We start from the raw sequence: 23,148 nt of genomic DNA, 5'->3' as shown, positions 1-23,148 counted from the left end.
GATAAGCGAGGATTGCTCTCCGGCAAGGGATGTTCAAGCCGATTCGGCGGGCGAAACGAAGCACTCACCGGGAGTGAGGTTAACAAAAGAGCCGGATCGGGGTCCATAAAATGGGATCGCCCCCACTTGCGCGGGGGCGATCCGGAATTGCCTTCAAAAGACGCGCGATCAGGCAGCGGTCTTGTCGTCTTCTTCCTTGAGCAGTTCCTCGCGGGACACCTTCTTCTCGGTGACCTGCGCAAGCTCGAGGATGAAATCGACGACCTTGTCCTCGAAGATCGGCGCGCGGAGCTGCGCGACGGCGCCCGGATTGCTGCGATAGTAATCCCAGACTTCCTTCTCCCGACCCGGCATCTGGCGGGCGCGATCGATCACGGCGCGGCTCACCTCGTCGTCGGTGACAGTGATCTTGTTCTTGTCGCCGATCTCGGAGAGCACGAGGCCAAGCCGCACGCGGCGGTCGGCGATCTTGCGATAATCTTCCTTCGCCTTCTCCTCGGTGGTGTCCTCATCAGCAAACGTCTTGCCGGAGGAATCCATTTCCGACTTGATCGAGTTCCACATCAGCTCGAACTCGTCGTTGACGAGCGATTCCGGCGGATCGAACTTGTGGGTTTCGTCGAGACGATCGAGCAGTTCGCGCTTCAGCCGCTGGCGCGTCGCACCGGCGAACTCCTGCGTCAGGCGCTCGCGCATCGCTTCCTTGAGCTTGTCGAGCGACTCCAGACCGAGGGTCTTGGCGAATTCGTCGTCGATCTTGGCTTCCTGCGGGGACTCGATCAGCGTCGCAGTGGTCTCGAACTCGGCATCCTTGCCAGCAAGATTTGCCGCACCATAGTTCTTGGGGAACTGCACCTTCAGGGTGCGGGTTTCGCCAGTGCCGATGCCGGCGAGCTGATCCTCAAATCCCGGAATGAAGGTGTTGGAGCCGAGCACGACAGGAATATCGCTGCCGGTGCCGCCATCGAATGCCACGCCGTCGATGGTTCCCTTGAAGGACACGGTGACGCGGTCATCCTTCTCAGCCTTTGCGCCTTCCGCCTTGGCCGCATACGGGCGGCTCTGGTCGGCGACGCGCTTGAGTGCCTCGTCGAGATCGGCGTCGGTGACTTCGGCAACGTGCTTCTCAACCTTGAAGGTCTTGAAATCGGCCAGCGTGATCGGCGGGACTACTTCAATGGCGACCGAGTAGTTCAGGTCCTTTTTGCCATCGAGAATGCCCTCGATCTCGGCCTGATCGGTCGGCATCGTCACCTTGGCCTCGTTGGCGAGGCGGAAGCCACGATCGGTGAAGATCTTCTGGTTGGTCTCGCGGATCGTCTCCTCGAGGGTCTCGGCCGCAACCGACTTGCCGTAAACCTTCTTGAGATGCGCGACCGGCACCTTGCCGGGGCGGAAGCCGTTGATGCGGACCTTGTCCTTCATGCCAATGAGGCGCTCGTTCACCTTGGCATCGATTTCCGCGGCCGGAATGCTGATCTGGAATTCGTGCTTAAGTCCCTCGGAAAGGGTTTCATTCACCTGCATAGCGTCAATCTTCTTCCGGCTTGCCGATCCAATATCGGCTGTTGTCGTTGTTGGGATGCCGCGCGAGGCCGCATCGTGGAAAGTCCAAATACCTCAGTACCGCGTCTCTCAGCTGCCAAGTCCAGTCATGGCGGGCGTGAACGTCTTTGCCGAAACCGGGGGCGCGAATAATGGTGGTGCGCTCGGAGGGACTCGAACCCCCACATCTTTCGACACTGGAACCTAAACCCAGCGCGTCTACCAGTTCCGCCACGAGCGCGCAGCACACATCGTTTAGTGTCCCGGCACAGCCGCGAGCGGCGGGCTTATAACATGGTGCCGGCCAATCGCGGCAAGAAAAAAAGCACCGTCCGTCGCAGCCGGACGGCCCGCTCAGCGGCCGGGACGGCCGGGATTTCCACCCGCCTCGCCCACTCGGCTCCGGCCTGGAACCTGCGGTTCGGGTGCTATTTGCTGAAGCGAAAAACCGGCTGCACCGTGAGATGGCCGAAAGCCGGAGCATGGTGGAACTCAACAACGCTCCGCGAAAAACCGGCCGAGGTCGCCATTTCGAGAATGTCCCACCCAAAATCATAGAAAACGAGCGACCCCTCCGCTGACATGGGATTGCCGTGATAAACAGCCGGAAGATGGTGCTGGATGCCGTTTTCCCCGATGGCAGCGCGACAAATGCTCTGGTCGTTTTTCCAGAAAAACGGCGTCGTCATGATCATCTCGCCGCCGGTCCTCAGAACCCTGTGGCATTCCTTGAACGCCAGTGGTGGCGAGGGGATGTGTTCGAACACATCGTTGCTCACGATCAGATCGAACGACGCGTCGCGATAGCTCAGATTGTGGACGTCCTCGTGATGCACACCCTTCACGAACTCGCCGGGCCCAAACTCAGGACCGAGATATTCGCTGCCGACGATCGAGTTGACGTTCTTGAGGCTACTTCGGGCCCAATTGTAAATCGGCGTGATTTCTTCCATAAAATATATATCGATCAATCGCTTAGCTCTATAAACCTGATCCTGAATGAGAGCTGCGATAAGCCTCTGGCGGTTATTCAGTCGGGTTTTCGGACAGGCGAGCTGTTCTCTCAGATTAGGAGCGTAACTTCCCTCCTCACCTTGCCCTCCCCAGTTCAGATCGACGCTGAACTCGACCTTTCGCTCTGCCGGTTTCGAATAGCCGGTGAAGGTCCACTCTTTTTCACGGCAATGCTGTCTGACGACATTTGCATCGTGGCCGACGGCTTCCAGATATTTGGGCGAAGTAAGGAATTTCTCCCACTGACTGCGTTCCTGAACAACCTCCAAAGGCTGGGGGCAATTTGGCCTCGACAGACCGAACCAATTCCAGGTGAACGCCATCAATACATTCCAGTTCGCGATAAACCGTAGCTCATGTGCTCGACGCCTGCCTGTCAAGCAAACGCCCGTGCGGAGGAAGAGACCGCCAATCGGTCCCAGCGACAGCGAAAACGCCAAGACGATCTTGGCGGAAGAAAACTTTTGGCGCTGAAAGCGTCTGCCTATTATCCCTCTCCTCTCGGGATCGAGCAAAAAGCGCTATCCGTCGCAGCCTCGACGGCTTTACTCAGCTCCCCGAAAGTGGTCCCCATCGCTCATGAGGCCGTTATCGTTTTCGTATCCGCGTCGTCGTTTTCTGGGAGCCCTCGCAGGGGCAGCGGTCAGCCCTGCATTGGTGGCGCCCGGTCGGGCGCAAACCCTGCCCGCCCGCAAGCCGGGAAGCCCTATCGCGCTGCGATTCGCTCCCCAATCGCTGTATCTGCACACCGAAGGGACGGCGACGCCGGTCTGGCAACTGGGCGACGGCCTTCCCGCCACACGCTTTTCAGGCAGTCCCCCGCTCCGGATCGCCTTCACAAACGACACGGTCCAGCCGGTGGCCATGACCTTCCATGGCCTCGACGGAGCTGCCAGCATGGAACCGCTGCTGGCGCAGCCACCCCTCGCTCCCCATGGCGGCACGGCCGCATATGACCTGCCTTCCCAGCCCGGGACTTTCCTGATCGATCCGAGACTGTTGTCTGGTGACGACGATCGCCCGGCCCTGCCGCGCGTCCTGGTGATCGAGGGCGGCGAGACGTTCGGCGCCGACCGTGACGACGTGCTGCTGATCGAAGACTGGAAGATTGGCGCGGACGGTGTGGCGCAGGTCGCGGGCCGCGACAGCGGAAACGTGCCCTCGCTTTATACGATCAACCGCAGGATCACCCATGACATCACCGTACGCCCCAACGAGCGCGTACGGCTGCGGCTGGTCAACGGTTGCCAACGCAGCGTCATCGCCCTGAAATTTGTCGATTGCGCCATAACCGTCGTCTCCGTCGACAGTCAGCCGGCCGAGTCGTTCGTGGCCCGTGATGGCCAGATCGTGCTCGCCCCCGGAAGCCGCGTCGATGCCCTGCTTGATGCGACACAGCCGGTTGGCACGCGTAACGACATTCTCCTGCACGACGGCACCAAGCCGATGCCGATCAGCCATGTCGTCACATCCTTTTCTGCGCCCTCGCGTGCGAAGCCGCTTACTCCGCCCGTAGCCTCTCCACCGCCGCCGTCACGGATCGACCTGAAGAATGCGCAGCGCGTTGATCTGTCGCTCGAACGCGGACAATGGCTTCCCGCGATCGCGTTCGATCCGACGCTGCCGCCTGTCTTTCGGACCACCGCCAACCGCACCGTCGTGCTTGCGATCACCAATCCGCCTGGCGCCTCGGCCGCGACGTTCCACCTGCACGGCCATCACTTCCGGCTGCTGGACCGTCTCGACGACGGCTGGAAGCCCTACTGGCTCGACACGCTGGCGTTCAATCCCGGCCAGACCCAGCGCATCGCATTCAACGCCGCGTTTCCCGGCAAGTGGCTGATGCAGTGCATGGGCACGAAGTGGAATTCGCCGCGACGACTCGGCTGGTACGAGGTCGGCTAAAGGTTTACCTCAAACCGGCGATAGAGATCGCGAAACACATTCGGCAGCACGTCCGCGAGATCTTCTGCGATCAGGCCGGGACCGAACATGCGCGCGGCCTCGCCGTGCATCCACACCGCGATGGACGCCGCCTCGAATGCAGGCACGCGCTGCGCCAGCATCCCGCCGATCATCCCCGACAACACGTCGCCTGCCCCTGCTGTCGCAAGCCAGGGCGGCGCATTCTCCGCGATTGATGCCCGCCCGTCGGGAGCGGCGACCACGGTGTCGGCACCCTTGATGAGCACCACAGCATTCGACTCGCGTGCAGCAAGCCGCGCCCGCTCCAGTTTCGAGAGCACGTGATCCTTGTCAGCGAGGGATGAAAACAGCCTCGCGAACTCGCCTTCATGCGGCGTCAGCACGGCCTGCGCGCCAGGCTGCGACGCGATGGCATCGAATAGTGTCTGCGGCTCGTCAGCGAAACTCGTCAACGCGTCAGCATCGAGCACGACGCCGCGCGGTCCCGACAACGCCGTCAGCACCATGTCACGCGTGCGCAGACCAACGCCCGCTCCGGGACCGAGAACGCAGGCATTGAGTCGGCTGTCCTCAAGATATGTCGCGAAATCGACGGCCGTGCCGATCTCGCGCACCATCACGGCGGTCAGCTCGGCCGCATTCACCGCCAGCGCATCGCGCGGCGAGGCAACTGTGACGAGCCCTGCGCCCGCGCGCAACGCCGCCCGCGCCGCGAGCCGCGCTGCGCCGGTTTCCGACATGCCGCCCGACATCACCACCGCATGGCCACGCCCGTATTTATGACCAGCGACGCCGGGCACGGGGAAATGGCCGCGCCACCACGCCGGAATGTTCTCTAATGTCTTCGGATGAATGACGTCCAATACACTCGGCGGAATGCCGATATCGGCGACTTTTACCTCGCCGCAATGCAGCCGGCCGGGCAGCAGCAGATGGCCGGGCTTTCTGCGGAAGAATGTCACGGTGCGGGTGGCCTTCACCGCAACGCCCATCACCGCGCCGCTATCGCCGCTGATGCCGCTCGGCAGATCGACCGCGACGACCAGTGCGCCGCTGGCGTTGATTGCCTCGATCATCACGCGCGGATCACCATTAACTTCGCGATTAAGCCCCGCGCCGAACAACGCATCGATGACGAGCGCAGGCTTGCCGAGCGATTGGGGCGCGAATGGCAGCAGCGGACCGTGCCACTCCTTCGCGGCGCACGCCGCATCGCCCTTCAGCGAGTCCGGCTTGCCGAACAACACAACCGCAACATTGCGCCCCCGCGCAGCGAGATCAGTGGCCGCGATGAAACCATCACCGCCATTGTTGCCGGGGCCGGCCACCACCACGATGTCGCCAGCGGGAGCGAGCATCTGCGCGGCGGCCGCCACCGCCTGCCCCGCGCGTTGCATCAGCGTGAAACTGTCGACGCCCGCCTTCACCGCGAGTGCGTCGGCGCAGGTCATTTCGGCTACGCTCAGGAGTTCCATGGTCGTCCCTCGCCCAATACCGCCCGTCTCGCAGGCACCACCGCCCAAAGCAGCGGCATGATGTCTGCCTTAAAACTGTGCAGTTGCATATTTTAACGCCACGGCCTTTGCCGGAAATCCTGTCGACGTCCTCGCCCCCGACATTAACAGTTTGATAATCCAATACAATCGAGAGCCGCGCCAGTTGGCACGGACTCTGCTTTTAAGGGGCCAGCGAACGAGGCCGCCAAGCGGCCCCGAACTGGTCGTGCCGCATCGCCGGCACTTTGAGTTCTGAAATGCCGGAGACGTGCAGGTGAAAAAAATCGAGGCGATCATCAAGCCTTTCAAGCTCGATGAGGTGAAGGAAGCCCTTCAGGAAGTCGGCCTTCAAGGCATCACCGTGACCGAGGCCAAGGGCTTCGGCCGGCAGAAGGGCCACGCCGAACTGTACCGGGGCGCGGAGTACATCGTCGACTTCCTGCCGAAGGTCAAAATCGAGATCGTGATCGGCGATGACCTCGTCGACAAAGCTATCGACGCCATCCGCCGTGCCGCCCAGACCGGGCGCATCGGCGACGGCAAGATTTTCGTCTCCAACATCGAGGAGGCCATCCGCATCCGCACCGGAGAGTCCGGCGTCGACGCCATCTGACCAAACATCACCCGCCCGGCTCCGCTTGCCGCATCCAGCCGGACGACCTCATCCCAACAATCATCCCATCCAAGTAGCACAAGGGGTTTACATGAAGACCGCCCAAGACGTCCTGAAGGCCATCAAGGACAACGACGTGAAGTACGTCGACCTGCGTTTCACCGATCCGCGCGGCAAGTGGCAGCACGTCACCTTCGACGTCTCGATGATCGACGAAGAAATCTTCTCCGAAGGTACGATGTTCGACGGTTCCTCGATTGCCGGCTGGAAGGCCATCAACGAGTCCGACATGACACTGATGCCCGACCCGGTGACCGCGACGATCGATCCGTTCTTCGCCGAGACCACCATGGTCATCACCTGCGACATTCTCGAGCCGTCGACCGGCCAGCCCTACAACCGCGACCCGCGCGGCATCGCCAAGAAGGCGGAAGCCATGGTGAAGTCGATGGGCGTGGGCGACACCGTTTTCGTCGGCCCGGAAGCCGAGTTCTTCGTGTTCGACGACGTGCGATTCCAGACCACGCCGTACAACACCGGCTTCAAACTCGACTCCTCCGAACTGCCGACCAACTCGGACACCGAGTATGAAGGCGGCAACCTCGGCCACCGCATCCGCACCAAGGCGGGTTACTTCCCGGTGCCGCCGCAGGATTCGATCCAGGACATGCGTTCCGAAATGCTCGGCGCGATGGCGCGCATGGGCGTGAAGGTCGAAAAGCATCACCATGAAGTCGCTTCCGCCCAGCACGAGCTCGGCATGAAGTTCGACACCCTGACGCTGATGGCCGACCAGATGCAGATCTACAAGTACTGCATCCATCAGGTCGCGCACATCTACGGCAAGACCGCCACTTTCATGCCGAAGCCGGTCTATGGCGACAACGGCTCGGGCATGCACGTGCATCAGTCGATCTGGAAGGACGGCAAGCCGACCTTCGCCGGCAACAAGTACGCTGACCTGTCGGACAACTGCCTCCACTACATCGGCGGCATCATCAAGCACGCCAAGGCTATCAACGCCTTCACCAACCCGTCGACCAACTCCTACAAGCGTCTGGTGCCGGGTTATGAAGCGCCGGTACTGCTCGCCTATTCGGCACGCAACCGTTCGGCCTCCTGCCGCATCCCCTACACGACGTCGCCGAAGGCCAAGCGCGTCGAGGTGCGTTTCCCCGATCCGATGGCGAACCCCTACCTCGCCTTCGCTGCGATGCTGATGGCCGGCCTCGATGGCATCAAGAACAAGATCGATCCGGGTCCGGCGATGGACAAGGACCTCTACGATCTGCCGAAGGAAGAGCTGAAGACCATTCCGACCGTGTGCGGTTCGCTGCGCGAAGCGCTGGAAAGCCTCGACAAGGACCGCGCGTTCCTTAAGGCCGGCGGCGTGTTCGACGACGACTTCATCGATAGCTTCATCGAGCTGAAGATGACCGAAGTCGAGCGCTACGAAATGACCCCGCATCCGGTCGAGTTCGAGCTTTACTACTCGCTGTAAGCGGCAGCGGCGTTGGCCCGCATCGTCATCAAAAACAAAGGGCGTCCCTCGGGGCGCCCTTTTCTTTCATCCCGACCTTGCGGGTTCAGCCTGATCAAAACACCAGCGAGCGGTGGATGGTGGCGCCTGCCCATGCGCCGTCCGCAACGGCGAGCGACACGGAGTGAGGAACCCGCGCAACATCGCCGCACGCAAACGCGCCCGGAACATTGGTCTCCTTCATATTGTCGGCACCAATCTGGCTGCCAAAAGGCGTTTCAGCCAACGCACAACCGAGTGACGATGCAATCGGCGTGGACGGCGAATTCCGCGATGCCGTGAACAATCCCGCGAATGCAAGACGACGCCCGTCGGCGAGCACAACGTCCGCCTCGCCGTCGAGACGCTGGATTGGAGTTTCTTCAATTGTCACGCCGCGCGCGATCAGGTCGGCGCGCATCGCCTCATCGAGCGTAAGCGCATCGTTCGTCAGAAACGTCACCGTCCCCCACTCCGGTATCAACTGAGCCTGATGCACCGACATCGGGCCGGTCGCGATCACGCCGATGGCTCCGCGATCGAGTTCGTATCCATGGCAGTACGGACAATGAAAGACGCTTCTGCCCCAGCGGTCTGCCAATCCTTCGATCTCCGGCAACCTATCGCCGACACCGATGGCAAACAGCAGCCTGCGTCCTTCGTGGCGTGCGCCGTCGGCGGTCGTCACAGTGAAAGAATCCTTCTCTCCCGCCGCCGCCTCGACGGTGTTTTCGATCCACGTCAGCGTCGGATAGGCATAAAGCTGCTCCCGCGCCGCGCGCGCGATCTCTGCGGGGCTTGCTCCATCCTGCCCGAGAAATCCGTGCGAATGAGCAGCAAAACGGTTGCGCCGTTTGCCCGCATCGATCACCAGAACGCTTCGCCGCGCACGCAGCAACTGCAAGGCGGCAGCCATCCCGGCATAGCTGCCGCCAATCACGACCACATCGTACTGCACGATCATCCCTTTCTTTTGCGCCACGCCGCATGACGGCGTCCCAAGTCGACAACCAGATCGGCAAGGGTGACGTTGGCGAACCGCTCAAGCAGCAACGCTTCGGTCTCCCTGAATGCCTCGCCCAACGCCGCGTTGACGGCCTGTTCGACAAGACACTCCGGCGTCTCATTGCGGTTGCCGATCGCAAAGATCGCCGGTTCGCCTAGGACATGGTGCAGATCGCGCAGCGTGACGCTTTCCAGATCGGCGCGGATTCGCCATCCGCCTGAGTGTCCTCGCGCCGAGGTCACGATCCCCGCCTTTCGCAACAGGCCCATCGTGCGGCGCACGACCACCGGATTGGTGTCCATGCACTCGGCTAGTTTCTCCGATGTCATCGGCTCCCCGTGCCCGATCATGTGCAGCAGCGCATGAAGGACCGAGGACAGACGGCTGTCCTTTTTCATGTAACTTCGATTATTACAATTTAAGTCACGCCGCAAGCCAAAATCGTTTTCGCTGTTATCCGGCGCCAAGGGAGCACAGCGACCTAAAGGTATTGCAGGCTCCCTTGATCCGCCGCGGCCTTTCAGAAAAAGTGCATCGCAACAGTTCTTCAAAAGGATCGCCCGTGAGCGTTTCAACCGAACGGAAAAACCAGCGTCAGGATCTCGCCTGGGCCATCGCCGTCGGCGGCATTCTGGCCGTCAGCTTCGCCGCGCTCCTGGTCTTCGCCTGGGAATTCGCCGCGACCCTGTTCCTGATCTTCTCCGGCGTGCTGCTTGGCGTGGCGCTGACCGCGATGACGAACCAGCTCAAGAAGGTGATGCCGGGGCCGCATGCGGCGCGCCTCCTCCTGATCTGCCTGCTGCTCGCGGCGATGATGGCCGGTATCTTCACGCTCGGCGGCTCTACCATCGCCCAACAGGCGACCGCGCTGAGCGGTACGATCAAATCGCAGATCGTGAATCTCAAGACGTTCCTGGAATCGCATGGCATCGATGCGAGCTATCTTGATCTCAACACCATTTCGGCGAACACGCCCCGCACCACCACAACGCCGGCAAGCACGACCACCCTGCCCAACATGCAGCACAACCTGCCGAGCGCCGGCGCCCTCGCATCAGGCGGCGGTGCGATCGTCAGCCAGACGCTGAAGCTCATCCTCGGTACCGTCGGCGCGGTCGGAAACTTCTTCATCGTGCTGTTTCTCGGGCTCGCCTTCGCCGCGCAGCCCGGAATCTACCGCAAGGGCCTCGTCGCCATGTCTCCGAAGGCGATCCGTTCGCAAATGGAGACCGTCATCGATCGCATCGGATCGACGCTGGAGCGCTGGCTGATCGCGCAGATGATCACAATGACGGTGGTGTTCGTAGTGACCTGGCTCGGCCTGCTGGTTATCGGCATTCCCGGCGCATTCATCCTCGGTGTCCAGGCCGGACTGCTGACCTTCATTCCGACGGTGGGCGCCCTGCTCGGCGGCCTCATCATCGTGCTGGCGAGCATCTCATCAGGCTGGGTCGCGGTCGGCAGCGCGTTCGTGCTGCTGTTCGGCGTGCATGCGCTGGAAAGCTATATCCTCACGCCGATCATCCAGCGCGAGGCGATCGATATCCCGCCGGCGACGCTGTTCGCGTTCCAGATCCTGCTCGGCGTGGTGTTCGGCGTATGGGGCTTGGCCCTGGCGCTGCCGGTGATGGCCGTCGTCAAGGTGATCCTCGTCTATCTGCGCGAGGATCGACCGAACGCCATCGAAGCGTGAGCGGCAACGCCAGACGGCGCGTCAGTACTTGCCCACCGCCGTCATATGTTCGACTTCCGGCGGGGCCGCGAAATGCGGCCCGACCAGCGCGCGCCATTCGGTGAAATTTGGTCCCTCGCGGAAATCCACGGTGTGGTTTTCCAACGTCTCCCACTTGATGAACAGCCGGTAGCGCGATGGCTTTTCGATCGAGCGATGGATTTCGAGGCTCTTCCAGCCCTTGCTGCGCTTGAAGATGGTCTGCGCCATCTCAACCGCCTGCTCGAAATCCTTTTCCTGACCCGGCTTGACGTCGATCTGCACGACTTCGGTAATCATCGGCTCTCCCCTGTGGCTGCAGGAGGCTGTAGCGGACGGACAACCGCTGGATCAAGTCAAAATCGGGGGGATGCGCCTTACAGCGCGACCAGCAGAATGCCGGACAGGATGAACACCCCGCCCAGAAGCAGCAAAGGCTGCCAGTCCCGCGTCTGCTGATAACGGCCTTGCGCGCGACGCTCGTCGATCAGCGCCCGCTCATACTCATCGGAGGTCGAGAACATGCAGGCAAAGCCTGCGCGGGCCGACGTGGCGGCGGCTTCGAGAGCGGAGATATCGTTGCGAGCGCGGTCGATCATGCATCCATGCTAGGGGCTGCATGGTAAACAGACCGTTAGGGTCAGCCGCGAATTATTCGCTCAGGCGTGCGCTTCCGAGACAAAAGCGTGCACCGCCTCTTTCTCCGGACGCGCTGTCTGGCTCATACCGCCACGGCGGGCGTGGTCAAGCACCAGCGGCTCTTCGAGCACGGCCTCGACGCGGTTACGGCCGCCGCGCTTGGCGCGATAGAGTGCAGTGTCGGCCGATGCCATGAGCACGTCGAGTTCGGTGTTCGCAGGCCCGCCCGCGACGCCGATGCTGACGGTGGTGGCGAGCGGAACATCGTCGATCGTCACGCCCGATTGCTCGAACGCCTCGCGAACCCGCTCGGCAGCCACCAGGGCTTCATCCATCGAACACGGCAGGAGTGCTGCGAATTCCTCGCCGCCAACACGGCCGAGCAGATCGGTGATGCGCAGTGCTCCAACCGCGGCGTTCGCGAACACCTTGAGCACGTCGTCGCCCGCGGCATGACCGAAGGTGTCATTGACCGACTTGAAGTGGTCGAGATCGAAAATCATCACCGTAATCGACCGCCCGGCCTTGGCCTCGCGCTCGATCATGCGGGCAGTCGCCTCGCTGAACCCGCGGCGATTGAGCAGCCCCGTGAGCGGATCGACCGAAGCGGCGGTCTTGTGAACCGCCAATGTGCGCTCCGACACCAGCATGAAAATGATGAACACCGTGCCGATGGCATAAAACACCAGTTCGGCGGCGAATATGGCAACCCAGATCGCAGCATGCGGATCGGTGCCCGGCCCATCCATGACGTCGCCGATGATAACCGGCAGGACCAGCACCGCGCCGTGCAGCACCGGCACGAAAATCGCGGGCCAGCGCGAGCGCATCGATTTGCGCCGCTCGCGCCACAACTCCGCTGCCGTGAGCGCGGCATAGACTGCGACGATACCCGCACCGAGAAGGAGACGCGTATGCGCCGACAGCGGATCGGCCAGCACCACGGCGGCAATCCAGACAATGGCGCCGGCGACGACGCCGATGATGCTCGGCGCGCGGCCGTGAAATACCCGCGCGGCATCCCACACCAGGCCGCAGGCGATGAAACCGACCGCGTTGACCGCGAGCAGCAATCCGAAGCCGAGATTCTCGCCGCCTGCGATCCACAGCGCGATCGATGCCGCGCCGAGCAGATAGGCCGCGCCCCACCAGCCGAGCGCCTCGATCTTTTCCTGTCGCCAGAAAAACATCAGCAGCGCGCCAAGCATCGCGGCGACGAACGTTGCAACCAGATAAAGGGTTGAAATATCGAGTGACAGGCTGGTGCCGGGCATACGGGCGGAAGCTCCGCTGGAGAAGCCGGAATAGCCCTCTCAGCAGGATGAAATTACCAGACGGATATTGGCGGTTGGTTTGTCCGTCACAGCAAGTTTTCCCGAAAATTGTTGATAGTTTGCTGAGATTTGGAACCATCCGCCCAGCAAAAAGGGCGCCCGAAGGCGCCCTTTGAGACCGTCTGCGATTGCAGACAAATTGATTGAAGTTTTAGCGCTTCGAGAACTGGAAGGACCGGCGGGCCTTGGCCTTGCCGTACTTCTTACGCTCGACGACACGGGAGTCACGGGTGAGGAAACCACCCTTCTTGAGCACGCCGCGCAGATCAGGCTCGAAGTGCGTCAACGCCTTCGAGATGCCGTGGCGCACAGCGCCCGCCTGTCCCGACAGACCGCCGCCGGCGACGGTGGCGACCACGTCGTACTGGCCCTGGCGGGCAGCGGCGACGATCGGCTGCTGAATCAGCATGCGCAGAACGGGACGTGCGAAATAGGTTTCGACGTCGCGGGTGTTGACGGTGACCTTGCCGGAGCCGGGCTTGATCCAGACGCGGGCAACCGCGTCCTTGCGCTTGCCGGTGGCATAGGCACGGCCCTGCTTGTCGACCTTCTTTTCGCGCTTCGGAGCGTCAGGTGCCGCGGTCTTCAGCGACGACAGCTGATCGAGGGACTGCATGGTATCGGACATTACGCGGCCCTCGTGTTCTTGCGGTTCAGAGAAGCGATATCGACGACTTCCGGGCTCTGGGCCTCATGCGGATGCTCCGCACCGGCGTAGACACGCAGGTTGCCCATCTGGATGCGGCCGAGCGGGCCGCGCGGAATCATGCGCTCCACTGCCTTCTCCACGACGCGCTCGGGGAAGCGCCCTTCGAGAATCGACTTCGCGGTGCGTTCCTTGATGCCGCCGATGAAGCCGGTGTGGTTGTAGTAAACCTTGTTGTCGCGCTTGCGGCCGGTGAGCACGACATGCGCGGCGTTGATGATGATGACATTGTCACCGCAATCAACGTGGGGGGTGTAGGTCGGCAGGTGCTTGCCGCGCAAACGCATCGCGACCAAGGTGGCGAGACGACCGACGACCAGACCCTTGGCGTCGATGATCACCCACTTCTTGTTGACCTCGGCCGGTTTCGCCGAAAACGTCTTCATGTGAGATATCCGTGAAAAATATCGTGCGGCGTTGTCGCCGGACTGGGCGTGTTTCTAGAGAACGCCCCCCCGCCCGTCAACGCCCACCTGTGAAAATAACACCTTATAAAACAATGGTTTATAAATAAGGTGTTATAATACCTTAAAAATCACTGAGAATTTGGAATGGAGTAGGTCGCGCTTGCATGAGCGATCGGATCGGGGGACGTGCCCGACAGCAGGTTCACTTCGCCAAATGCCAGCCGCTTGCCGACTTTGATGAGCCGCGCCGCCGCAACGATGTCCTGCCCCGGCTGGCCCTTGCGCAGGAAGTTGATGGTGAGATTGGTCGTAAGAGCCAGGCCGACCGGGCCGATCGCCGACAGCAGAGCCACGTACATCGCGAAGTCAGCCAGCGCCATCAGCGTCGGTCCCGATACGGTACCGCCGGGACGCAGCATTTGCTCGCTGTAGGGCTGACGCAGCAGACTGCTGGTCCCGTCTGCGCTTTCGATCTGAATTTCGCCCGCGCTGAAGGCCTGAGGAAACTCACGATGCAGGAACGCTTCAAGTTCAGCCACCGTCATCTTCGCATTTGTCATGCGGTCTGTTCCGTTCCCAACTCTCTTTGTGACGGCTGTATCACCGCAGTGCGACAATAAAAACAAGGATGAAATACGTGCATCGAGACTAAAAATGAATATGCCCGTTAGTATTGCCGAAGATCATTCGGCACTGAATGCACCAAATACCGCCACCGTTCCATCGTGTGCGGTCCAATTATCGCGAAGAGGAATGCATGACTGAACAATTGCCGGGCTTCTCCACCCTCGCCGTTCATGCCGGTGCGCAACCCGACCCAACCACCGGCGCACGCGTGACGCCGATCTATCAGACGGCATCCTATGTTTTTAACGATACCGATCATGCCGCCGCGCTGTTCAGCCTGAAGGCTTTCGGCAACATCTACACGCGCCTCGGCAATCCGACGACGGCCGTGCTGGAAGAGCGCGTCGCCGCGCTGGAAGGCGGTACCGCAGCAGTCGCTACGGCCTCCGGCCACGCGGCGCAGATGATGGTATTCCACGCCCTGCTGCAGCCCGGTGACGAGTTCATCGCCTCGCGTCGCCTGTATGGCGGATCAATCAACCAGTTCAACCATGCCTACAAAAGTTTTGGCTGGAACGTGGTCTGGGCCGACGCCGACGACATAAGCACCTTCGAGCGCGCGGTGTCGCCGAAGACCAAAGCGATCTTCGTGGAATCCGTCGCCAATCCCGGCGGCGCGATCACTGATCTCGAAGCGGTGGCGGAAGTCGCGCGCAAGGCCAAGGTGCCCTTCATCGTCGACAACACGCTGGCCACACCCTATCTGCTCAAGCCGATCGAGCATGGCGCGGACATCATCGTGCATTCGCTGACCAAGTTCCTCGGCGGCCACGGTAACTCGCTCGGCGGCATCATCGTCGACGCAGGCACGTTCGACTGGACGGACAGCGGACGCTACCCCATTCTGACCGAGCCACGTCCCGAATATCACGGCCTCAAGATACACGAGACGTTCGGAAATTTTGCATTCGCGGTAGCCATGCGCGCGCTGTCGCTGCGCGATCTCGGCCCAGCGATCTCGCCGTTCAACTCCTTTATGATCCTGACCGGCATTGAAACACTGGCGCTGCGCATGCAACGTCATGTCGACAACACCAAGGTTGTCGCGGAGTGGCTGTCGCAGCATCCCGCAGTGTCGTGGGTCAGCTATGCGAGCCTGCCTGGCGACCGGCATCATAACCTCGCACGCAAATACACGCCGAAAGGTGCGGGCGCGGTGTTCACATTCGGACTGAAGGGCGGATATGAGGCAGGCGTGAGTCTCGTCTCGAACGTCAAGCTGTTCTCGCACCTAGCCAATATCGGCGACACGCGCTCGCTGATCATCCACCCCGCCTCCACGACGCACAGCCAGCTCACCGACGAGCAGAAGACCATGGCGGGCGCAGGCCCCGACGTGGTGCGGCTGTCTATCGGTATCGAGGACAAGGAAGACTTGATCGCCGATCTCGAACAGGCGCTCGGCGTTCCTTACTGAGGATCATCCCACACGACAAAAAGCGGCGCCGGTTATGGCGCCGCTTTCTTTTTGCGCATTGAAATTCAACTATGTCGCGCCGGCGGCCTTGTCGCGGCGAACGAGACGATTGTTGCGCTGGACGACCGCAAAACTCGCCACCGCGAACAGGATCACCAGCAACTGCGCCGAGACCGCCTCAAGCGTCGGATTGAGGCCGATGGTTTCAATCCAGCCAAAACTATGGAGCGGCGTGAACGGCACGATGGCCTGCTCCTGGAATTCCTGCATCGCCTCGCCGATGAATTTGATGCCCATCAGGAACAGGAACGCCGAGGTGACGATGAACAGCGGGCGCATGGGAATCCGCTGCGCCACCAGATTGATGAAGTAGAACAGCACGACGAGCGCCAGCGCCGCGGCTGCAAGCCCGCCGAACAGCCCCGCGTTCCAGCCGCCCTCGGTCGCAGCGAGCGCGGTGATGAACAGAACCGTTTCCGCGCCCTCGCGAAATACCGCAAGGAACGCCAGCAATCCCACTGCCCAGCCGGTATCGCGTGAAAGCGCGTGGCTGGTCTTTTCGGCGAGGTATAGCCTCCAGTCCTTGGGATCCTGCTTGTTCAGCAGCCAGCCGCTCACATAGAGCATCAACACCGCAGCGACGAGAATGACGATCCCCTCGATCAGGTCGCTGTGCTCGCCGGAATTGAGCGCGGCAAACAACCATGCCGCGATCAGACTCGCGCCGACCGCTGCGAACGCGCCGCGATAGAGCGCCCCGACACGATGCCCGCCATCCAACTTGTGCAGGTACGCCGCAAGCGCCGCGATCAGGAGCATGGCCTCAAGGCCCTCGCGCAGCAGAATGACGGCAGCCTGGATGAATGCGTTCGACATCGAAAATGGACTCCGCAAGCGCCCGAATCGTTTTGCGCGCGCATCTTCGAATGTAAAGGCGACGACGTCCGGCTGCGAGAAGCCGCCGCTTTAGAATTCGTCGAGAACTATTGCAGCGCGGGCACGAGCCCCTGCTCCGTCGCACTTTCCGCATGATGAAGGCGATAGGCCTGCAATAGCGTGAATGTCAGCACCACGATCGCGGTCGCCTGATGCAACAGGCCGAGCGAGATCGGGACCTGATGCAGCAACGTGAAAATGCCGATCACAAGCTGAAGGCTCATCGCCGCCATCAGCCATGCGGCACCATTGATGACCGCAGGGGCCGCTTTGCTGCGGATCACATCGATGAGATGCAACAGCGCCACCGCGAACAGCGTGTAGGCGATCATCCGGTGGGTAAACTGAACCGTCAGCGTGCTGTCGAAGAAATTGCGCCACCATGGCTGCTCGAAGAACAATTGATCGAGCGGCGGAATGAACCCGCCGTCGATGTCAGGCCATGTGTTGTAGATTTTCCCTGCGCGAAGGCCCGCGACCAGCGCGCCGAAATACAGCTGAAGGAACACAAGCCCGAGCAGAATCTTGCTGGTCAGCACCGCTCTGGCGCTGGCGATGGCCTTCGTGACGCGCGGCGTAAGGCCGCGCATGGTCCAGACGATTGCGGAGAAGATCAGCAACGCAAGCAGGAAGTGAATCGCAAGCCGGTATTGCGAGACGGAGACGCGCGCCGTCAGCCCCGACTTCACCATCCACCAGCCGACAGCGCCCTGCAGTCCGCCGAGCGCGAACAGAACCCACAGCCGCCGCTTCAAGGCGCTACCGAGCCCGCCGCGCATCAGGAAATACAAAAACGGCAGCAGGAACACCGCGCCGATGCTGCGCGCAAGCAGCCGATGCGCCCACTCCCACCAGAAGATCGTCTTGAATTCGGACAGGCTCATGCCCGCATTCATCTCGCGATATTGCGGAATCTTCTTGTAGGCGTCGAATTCCTGGTCCCACGCCTGCGCGCTCAGCGGCGGCAACATGCCCGAAACCGGCTTCCACTCCGTGATCGACAGGCCGGATTCGGTGAGCCGCGTCGCTCCGCCCACGAGGAGCGTACAGACAATCATCGCGGCAACAACTCCGAGCCAGATGCGGATCGGACGCCGCGACGGCGTCGAGGCGGAACGGGTTTCATCGCGTGTGTGGGTCATGGAGATACGGGGTCCGCAGGGGAAGGCTTGATCGGCCGGACGCGGCCCTTATAGTCCCCCCGCCTTTCGGCGCAAGGCTCTCCACACAGGCTCTCTATTTCGCCATGAAGATCAGAACACGCAAATTCATCGGAACCATAGGCCTGCTCGTTCTCGTCGTGGTGTGGTCGCTGCTCGGCATGGCGATCGCGCAGACGCCGTGGCTGGCCGCCTCCCGGCTCGCGCAAGGCATTTTCTATGTGGTTGCGGGCCTGGGCTGGGTTCTGCCCGCCATGCCATTGATTTCATGGATGGCGCGCCCGGATATACCTACCACCTGAGGCTCACGGCCCGAAACCTTCCGCCGGTTCCCGGCTGCCCGTCATTACCGTTTGTTGACGTTTGTTTGAAAAGGTCGGCCGATCAGGGGCGCATTTTCGTCCCCTGCTCGATCCGCCCTGAAACAAGGTTTGCAATGGCCACGGTCGCTGAGCACGAGAACCAATCCGCCTATGTGCGCATTGGTGCCGTCAGCGCCATCGCTCATGTCGCTATCTATGGCAGCATGGCGGAGGCTGAGACCATCTGGCGCGGAATGGAGACGCCCGATTATCTCCAAACGGCGTTTCAGCGTTTCGATTTCCTCAACGCCTGGCAAACCCATGCCGGCACGCTTCTGAACACCAAGCCGCTCATCGTCGTCGCCTTCGACCGCGAGCGCCGCCCCCTGATGCTGCTTCCGCTCGGATCGGTCCGGGAAAACGGCGTGCGTACCGCGCGCTTCCTCGGCGGCAAGCATACGACATTCAACATGGGCCTGTGGCAGCGCGACTTTGCAGCCTCCGCCAGCAAAGCCGATCTCGACATCATCCTCGCCGCAATTGCAGCCCATCGCGACCAAATCGACATGATGGCACTGTCGCAGCAGCCACTGGCGTGGCACGGCATCCTCAATCCACTGGCGCAGCTTGCGCACCAGCCCTCAGCGAACGGTTGTCCGCTGCTGCGCATGCAGCCGGGTGCGAGTCCGGAAGAAATCATCAGCACCGGTTTCCGCCGCCGCATCCGGGCCAAGGAAAAGAAACTGGGCGCGCTGGCCGGTTATCGTTTTTTCCCGGTCCTCACCGATGAGGACATCACGCGGATTCTCGATGCATTCTTCACCATCAAACCGCTGCGCATGGCGGCGCAGAACCTGCCGAACGTGTTCGCCGATCCCGGCATCGAAGCCTTCATTCGCGAGGCCTGCATGGCCAAGGTCGCCGTCAGCGAACGTGCCATCGTGATTCACGCGATCGAGTGCGACGACGAGATCATCGCGATGTTCGCCGGCGTTGCCGACGGCGAACGCCTGTCGATGATGTTCAACACCTACACCATGTCCGAAAGCGCCAAGCATAGCCCCGGCGTGGTTCTGTTGCGCAACATGATCGATCGCCATGCCGAACTTGGCTATCACGCCTTCGATCTCGGCATCGGCTCGGATGAGTACAAGCTGCAGTTCTGCAAGGACGACGAGCCGATCTTCGATAGCTTCATTCCGCTCAGCGCCTATGGGCGACTGGCGGCGCTTGGCATGTCGTCGCTCAATCATGCCAAGCGGATGGTGAAGCAAAATCCGACTTTGGTGGCGATGGCCCACCGGCTGCGCGCGGCCCTGCACCGCTAAACCAAAACCCACCCTGCTTCCCACTTCAGGCCGCTACGACCTCTTCCGGCGCGGCTTCGTCCAATGTCGTGCGGTTGAGAATGCTCACTGCGACGAAACCCGACGCCAGCAACTGCGCGCGCATGGTCGCCTTCGCGGCATCCGAGATTCCGGGAGCCGGCAGGATCACCGCGTGAGCCTGCGACGCGATCAGCGACGGCGGAAGATCGATCGCTGTGCCGGCATCGAGTACGACGTGATCATATGTCTGCATCAGCGCATCGAGCGCCATGACGACGCGCGGGGATGTCAGCAGCGCGCGATCCGGCTGGATGCCCGCACCGATCATATGCAGCGACGAACGCGTATCGCGATTGATGATCTGCCCGAACGAGGCGACGCCTCGGCCGAGATCGCTGAGGCCCGGTGTCTGCGCCGCGTCCCCGGACGCTGGCGACAGACCGATCAAGAGAGCCTTTGAATTGCGTGCCAGTTGGCGCGCCAGCGCCAGCGCCGTATTCGAAACATCTTCCGCCGCGCCCGCACCGATCAAAGTGATCTTGCGCGACCGCTCGCCACTTGCGCGCAGCGAGTCCGCAAGCCGCTCGATCTGCATCTGCACCGATAGCTTGGGTTGCGGACCGCCGAACGGGTCCGGCACGAACAGGTCATCGTTCGAGGGACCCCAGGGCGCCGTCATTTTCAGAAGCTCCGCAGTCGCGATATAGCCACTGGTGAGCATCATCGTCATCAGAGTCGCGATCAGCACAATCGGCAGCTTCTTCGGATAGGCCGGCGTGTTGGAAACGATGGCGCGGGAAATGATGCGACCGTCCGCAGGCGCGGTATCGATGGTCTCGCGCGTCGTCGCTTCGCGATACTTCGCGAGATAGGCTTCCAGCAGGTCGCGCTGCGCCTTAGCCTCGCGCTCCAGCGCCCGCAACTGCACCTCCTCGCCGTTGCTGGAGGTCGCATGCGCCTTCAACTGATCGAGGCTTGTATTCAGGCTGTCCATCCGCACGCCCGCGATCCGCGCATCGTTCTCGAACGCGCGGGACAGTTTGCCCGCCTCCTCGCGAATCTGCCGGTCGAGATCGGCGATCTGCGCCTTCAATTCCTTGATGCGGGGATGGCGATCGAGCAACGTGGACGATTGTTCGGCGAGTTGCGCACGCAGCGTGACGCGCTGTTCGCTGAGCCGGCGCACCAGATCGGAATTCAAGACCTCGGACGCCTCGATCGGCCGGCCGCTGTTCAGCATGTCGCGGATCGCACGGGCGCGCGCTTCCGCGTCCGCCTTCTGCGCACGCGCATTGTTGAGCTGCGTGTTCAGCTCGCCGAGCTGCTGGTTGGAGAGCGTGGTGTTGTTGGTGCCGATGAACAAATTGGATTTAGAGCGGAACGCTTCGACGCGATCCTCGGCTTCGGCGACCTTCTTGCGGAGACCGTCGATCTCGACGGACAGCCATTGCCCGGCCGCCTTGGCCTGCTCCTGCCGTCCGGCCTGCTGCATTACCAGATATCCATCGGCAATCGAGTTCGCGACCTTCGCGGCAAGCTTCGGATCGTTCGACTGGAATTCGATGACCATGACGCGCGACTTGTCGACCGCATAAGCGGTCAGCCGCGCGTAATAAGCGTTCAGTACCCGCTCTTCCGGCGTCGAGCGGAGCGGATCGCGGCCGATGCCGACCAGCATCAGCAGAGATTTCAGCGGCGAAATGCCGTTCAACACCGGATCGAATTCCGGCAGCTTGTCGAGATGGTTCTTCCTGATGACGTCGAGGGCGAGGTCGCGCGAGAGCAGCAGCTGCACCTGGCTCGTCACCGCCGCATCGTCGAGCGCGCCGCTCGCTTCGTTGCGCTCGCCGTTCGGGCGCAGGAAGATGTTTTCGCGACCGTCGATCAGGATGCGCGCTTCGGACTTGTAGCGCGGGGTTATCATGTTGACAGCGACCATCGACAGCACGAACACGACGGCCGTCGGCACCAGCACCCATTTGCGCCTGTCGACAAGCGCCTGCCAGATGATCCGCAGGTCGAGATCGCCGAGGCCTGTCTTCGGCACCGGCTTCGCGGCAGGGGCGGTCGCGGGAGCCATGAACCGCCAAAAAGCGCTTGCGGCGTCTTTCAGCCGGTCACGCAAATACGCCACACGCATCGACAGCTCCCGCTACGCTCACACAACTAATACAACGCGATTACAATCCATTAAGGTTGCTGTGCGGTTAACGATGCGCACGTCATGCTTTTTAAACGCGGAAGCGCTAAGCAAAACGCATGCCCTTCCCTGACCGCCCTCTCCGTGTCCTGCATGCCGTCCGCGCTCCCGTTGGCGGGATCATCCGCCATATTCTCGATCTCGCCGAAGGACAGGCCGAGCGCGGCCATGAGGTCGGCATTCTGGCCGATAGCCTGACCGGGGGCGAACGCGCCGATACGGCACTGAAAACCATCGCGCCGAAGATGAAGCTCGGTATCTATCGCCTGGCCATCCGCCGCGAACCGCACCCGACTGACCCCATCACAGCGATGCGGTTCCTGCAGCTTGCGCGCATGCTCAAGCTCGACGTGCTGCACGGTCACGGCGCAAAGGCCGGCGCTTTCGTCCGACTCAAAGGCCCATCTGAAAACACCATCCGCATCTACACCCCGCATGGTGGGTCATTGCACTACCGGCCGGAAACGCTGAAAGGCGCGTTCTACACGCGACTCGAGCGCGCTCTGATGAACCGCACAGATCTGTTCCTGTTCGAAAGCGGGTTCGCGCGCGACACCTATGAGCGCGTCGTCGGCAAGCCTGCCGGCCTCGTGCGCTGCGTGTTCAATGGCGTCGGCGCCAATGAATTCGATCCTATACCGCTCGCCGAGGATGCGACCGATCTCGTCTATGTCGGCGAATTCCGCCACATCAAAGGCGCCGATCTTTTGATCGAGGCCGTAGCGCAGCTACGCGCCGGCGGCAGACCCGTGACGCTGACGCTTGCGGGAGATGGTGAAGAAACAGCCAATCTGAAAGCTCTCGTCGCGCGTCACAAACTCGGCGAGGCGGTGCGTTTCATCGGTCACGTAAAGGCGCGCTTCGGCTTCTCGAAAGGTAAACTGCTGATCGTGCCGTCGCGCGGGGACTCAATGCCCTATGTCGTGATCGAGGCGGCCGCTGCGGGCGTCCCGCTGCTCGCAGCCTATGTCGGCGGCATTCCGGAAATTCTCGGCCCCTTCGGTGATGCGCTGTTCGTAGCGGACAACGCTGACGCTATGGCCACCGCTATCAAGGCCGCTCTCGACAACCCCGATGCCGCTCGCGAGCGCGCCAAGGCGCTGCGCGAACGCATCTTCGTTAACTTCTCGCAGAAAGCGATGGTCGACGGCGTGCTCGATGCCTATCGAGATACCTTCAACCTTCGTTAGTATCCAATTGGAATAACGGTTTCTTCTGAATTCTTCGGTATCCGGTCGGCAATCGCGCGACGCGCGAAAAAG

The 23,148-nt window shown here is 61.7% G+C and carries 22 protein-coding genes and 1 tRNA gene; 8 read left to right on the top strand and 15 right to left on the bottom strand.

Going from position 1 to position 23,148, the window contains the following annotated elements; all coding sequences use genetic code 11:
* Positions 1–168 precede the first annotated feature (168 nt).
* From tig to HMPREF9697_RS02685, 3 genes are all read right to left on the bottom strand, one after another.
* The gene (gene tig / locus HMPREF9697_RS02695) at positions 169–1,527 is read right to left on the bottom strand and encodes a trigger factor (protein ID WP_002715610.1); all 1,359 of its coding nucleotides are present in this window, start codon (positions 1,525–1,527) and stop codon (positions 169–171) included.
* A gap of 174 nt (positions 1,528–1,701) precedes the next feature.
* Positions 1,702–1,786: transfer RNA gene (locus HMPREF9697_RS02690), tRNA-Leu, on the bottom strand.
* Between the two features lie 187 nt (positions 1,787–1,973).
* Positions 1,974–2,882: a class I SAM-dependent methyltransferase gene (locus HMPREF9697_RS02685; protein ID WP_002715609.1), complete on the bottom strand. Its 909-nt coding sequence runs from the start codon at positions 2,880–2,882 to the stop codon at positions 1,974–1,976.
* Between the two features lie 574 nt (positions 2,883–3,456).
* On the opposite strand from HMPREF9697_RS02685, the gene HMPREF9697_RS02680 reads away from it, so the two are divergent.
* On the top strand, positions 3,457–4,464 hold the full coding sequence (locus HMPREF9697_RS02680; RefSeq protein WP_245257747.1) for a multicopper oxidase domain-containing protein: 1,008 nt from the start codon (positions 3,457–3,459) through the stop codon (positions 4,462–4,464).
* Here HMPREF9697_RS02680 and HMPREF9697_RS02675 read toward each other — a convergent pair.
* Complete coding sequence (locus HMPREF9697_RS02675) at positions 4,461–5,960, bottom strand: NAD(P)H-hydrate dehydratase (RefSeq protein ID WP_002715607.1); 1,500 nt, start codon at positions 5,958–5,960, stop codon at positions 4,461–4,463. The genes HMPREF9697_RS02680 and HMPREF9697_RS02675 overlap by 4 nt on opposite strands.
* Before the next feature lie 295 nt (positions 5,961–6,255).
* Here HMPREF9697_RS02675 and HMPREF9697_RS02670 point away from each other — a divergent pair, with 295 nt between their 5' ends.
* Positions 6,256–6,594, top strand: coding sequence for a P-II family nitrogen regulator (locus HMPREF9697_RS02670; RefSeq protein ID WP_002715606.1), 339 nt, complete (start codon positions 6,256–6,258; stop codon positions 6,592–6,594).
* A gap of 91 nt (positions 6,595–6,685) precedes the next feature.
* Entirely contained in the window at positions 6,686–8,095 is a 1,410-nt protein-coding gene (gene glnA / locus HMPREF9697_RS02665; RefSeq protein ID WP_002715605.1) for a type I glutamate--ammonia ligase, read from the top strand.
* Positions 8,096–8,189: 94 nt separating this feature from the next.
* Here the strand turns inward: glnA and HMPREF9697_RS02660 are convergent, their stop codons facing one another.
* Both HMPREF9697_RS02660 and HMPREF9697_RS02655 read right to left on the bottom strand, forming a co-directional pair.
* Positions 8,190–9,077 carry an NAD(P)/FAD-dependent oxidoreductase gene (locus tag HMPREF9697_RS02660; protein ID WP_002715604.1) on the bottom strand — a complete coding sequence of 296 codons (888 nt, stop codon included), beginning with the start codon at positions 9,075–9,077 and terminating at the stop codon, positions 8,190–8,192.
* Positions 9,074–9,517, bottom strand: coding sequence for an Rrf2 family transcriptional regulator (locus HMPREF9697_RS02655; RefSeq protein ID WP_002715603.1), 444 nt, complete (start codon positions 9,515–9,517; stop codon positions 9,074–9,076). Before HMPREF9697_RS02655 ends, HMPREF9697_RS02660 begins: the two co-directional genes overlap by 4 nt.
* Before the next feature lie 164 nt (positions 9,518–9,681).
* On the opposite strand from HMPREF9697_RS02655, the gene HMPREF9697_RS02650 reads away from it, so the two are divergent.
* Positions 9,682–10,812, top strand: coding sequence for an AI-2E family transporter (locus HMPREF9697_RS02650; RefSeq protein WP_002715602.1), 1,131 nt, complete (start codon positions 9,682–9,684; stop codon positions 10,810–10,812).
* Positions 10,813–10,833: 21 nt separating this feature from the next.
* Here HMPREF9697_RS02650 and HMPREF9697_RS02645 read toward each other — a convergent pair whose 3' ends face one another.
* From HMPREF9697_RS02645 to HMPREF9697_RS02620, 6 genes are all read right to left on the bottom strand, one after another.
* Positions 10,834–11,130 (bottom strand): antibiotic biosynthesis monooxygenase family protein, encoded by a 297-nt coding sequence (locus HMPREF9697_RS02645; RefSeq protein ID WP_002715601.1) that lies wholly within the window; start codon positions 11,128–11,130, stop codon positions 10,834–10,836.
* Positions 11,131–11,207: 77 nt separating this feature from the next.
* Positions 11,208–11,429 (bottom strand): hypothetical protein, encoded by a 222-nt coding sequence (locus HMPREF9697_RS02640; RefSeq protein WP_002715600.1) that lies wholly within the window; start codon positions 11,427–11,429, stop codon positions 11,208–11,210.
* 60 nt (positions 11,430–11,489) lie between these two features.
* The gene (locus tag HMPREF9697_RS02635; protein WP_002715599.1) at positions 11,490–12,743 is read right to left on the bottom strand and encodes a GGDEF domain-containing protein; all 1,254 of its coding nucleotides are present in this window, start codon (positions 12,741–12,743) and stop codon (positions 11,490–11,492) included.
* Between the two features lie 211 nt (positions 12,744–12,954).
* A complete protein-coding gene (gene rpsI / locus HMPREF9697_RS02630) occupies positions 12,955–13,431 on the bottom strand; it encodes a 30S ribosomal protein S9 (protein ID WP_002715598.1) in 477 nt (158 codons plus the stop codon).
* Positions 13,431–13,895, bottom strand: a complete 465-nt coding sequence (gene rplM, locus HMPREF9697_RS02625; protein WP_002715597.1) for a 50S ribosomal protein L13 — start codon at positions 13,893–13,895, stop codon at positions 13,431–13,433. The genes rpsI and rplM overlap by 1 nt, the downstream gene beginning before the upstream one ends.
* 149 nt (positions 13,896–14,044) lie before the next feature.
* Positions 14,045–14,476, bottom strand: coding sequence for a PaaI family thioesterase (locus tag HMPREF9697_RS02620; protein WP_002715596.1), 432 nt, complete (start codon positions 14,474–14,476; stop codon positions 14,045–14,047).
* Between the two features lie 197 nt (positions 14,477–14,673).
* Between HMPREF9697_RS02620 and HMPREF9697_RS02615 the strand changes: the two genes are divergently transcribed.
* Entirely contained in the window at positions 14,674–15,960 is a 1,287-nt protein-coding gene (locus HMPREF9697_RS02615; protein ID WP_002715595.1) for an O-acetylhomoserine aminocarboxypropyltransferase, read from the top strand.
* A gap of 69 nt (positions 15,961–16,029) precedes the next feature.
* Here HMPREF9697_RS02615 and HMPREF9697_RS02610 read toward each other — a convergent pair whose 3' ends face one another.
* Both HMPREF9697_RS02610 and HMPREF9697_RS02605 read right to left on the bottom strand, forming a co-directional pair.
* Entirely contained in the window at positions 16,030–16,836 is an 807-nt protein-coding gene (locus tag HMPREF9697_RS02610; protein ID WP_002715594.1) for an FTR1 family iron permease, read from the bottom strand.
* Positions 16,837–16,943: 107 nt separating this feature from the next.
* Positions 16,944–18,038 (bottom strand): COX15/CtaA family protein, encoded by a 1,095-nt coding sequence (locus HMPREF9697_RS02605; protein WP_002715593.1) that lies wholly within the window; start codon positions 18,036–18,038, stop codon positions 16,944–16,946.
* Between the two features lie 104 nt (positions 18,039–18,142).
* Here HMPREF9697_RS02605 and HMPREF9697_RS02600 point away from each other — a divergent pair, with 104 nt between their 5' ends.
* Together HMPREF9697_RS02600 and HMPREF9697_RS02595 are read left to right on the top strand one after the other, a co-directional pair.
* A complete protein-coding gene (locus tag HMPREF9697_RS02600) occupies positions 18,143–18,358 on the top strand; it encodes a DUF2842 domain-containing protein (RefSeq protein ID WP_002715592.1) in 216 nt (71 codons plus the stop codon).
* Positions 18,359–18,492: 134 nt separating this feature from the next.
* Positions 18,493–19,686: a GNAT family N-acetyltransferase gene (locus HMPREF9697_RS02595; protein ID WP_002715591.1), complete on the top strand. Its 1,194-nt coding sequence runs from the start codon at positions 18,493–18,495 to the stop codon at positions 19,684–19,686.
* 25 nt (positions 19,687–19,711) lie between these two features.
* On the opposite strand, the gene HMPREF9697_RS02590 is transcribed toward HMPREF9697_RS02595, so the two are convergent.
* Positions 19,712–21,826, bottom strand: a complete 2,115-nt coding sequence (locus HMPREF9697_RS02590) for a GumC family protein (protein ID WP_002715590.1) — start codon at positions 21,824–21,826, stop codon at positions 19,712–19,714.
* Positions 21,827–21,945: 119 nt separating this feature from the next.
* Here HMPREF9697_RS02590 and HMPREF9697_RS02585 point away from each other — a divergent pair, with 119 nt between their 5' ends.
* Complete coding sequence (locus HMPREF9697_RS02585) at positions 21,946–23,076, top strand: glycosyltransferase family 4 protein (RefSeq protein WP_002715589.1); 1,131 nt, start codon at positions 21,946–21,948, stop codon at positions 23,074–23,076.
* The last annotated feature ends 72 nt before the right edge of the window (positions 23,077–23,148 follow it).

Source organism: Afipia felis ATCC 53690 (genome assembly GCF_000314735.2).
GTDB classification, from domain to species: Bacteria; Pseudomonadota; Alphaproteobacteria; order Rhizobiales; family Xanthobacteraceae; genus Afipia; species Afipia felis.
Note: the sequence above shows the minus strand (reverse complement) of the source record. Positions and strands in the feature narration are given on the sequence as shown.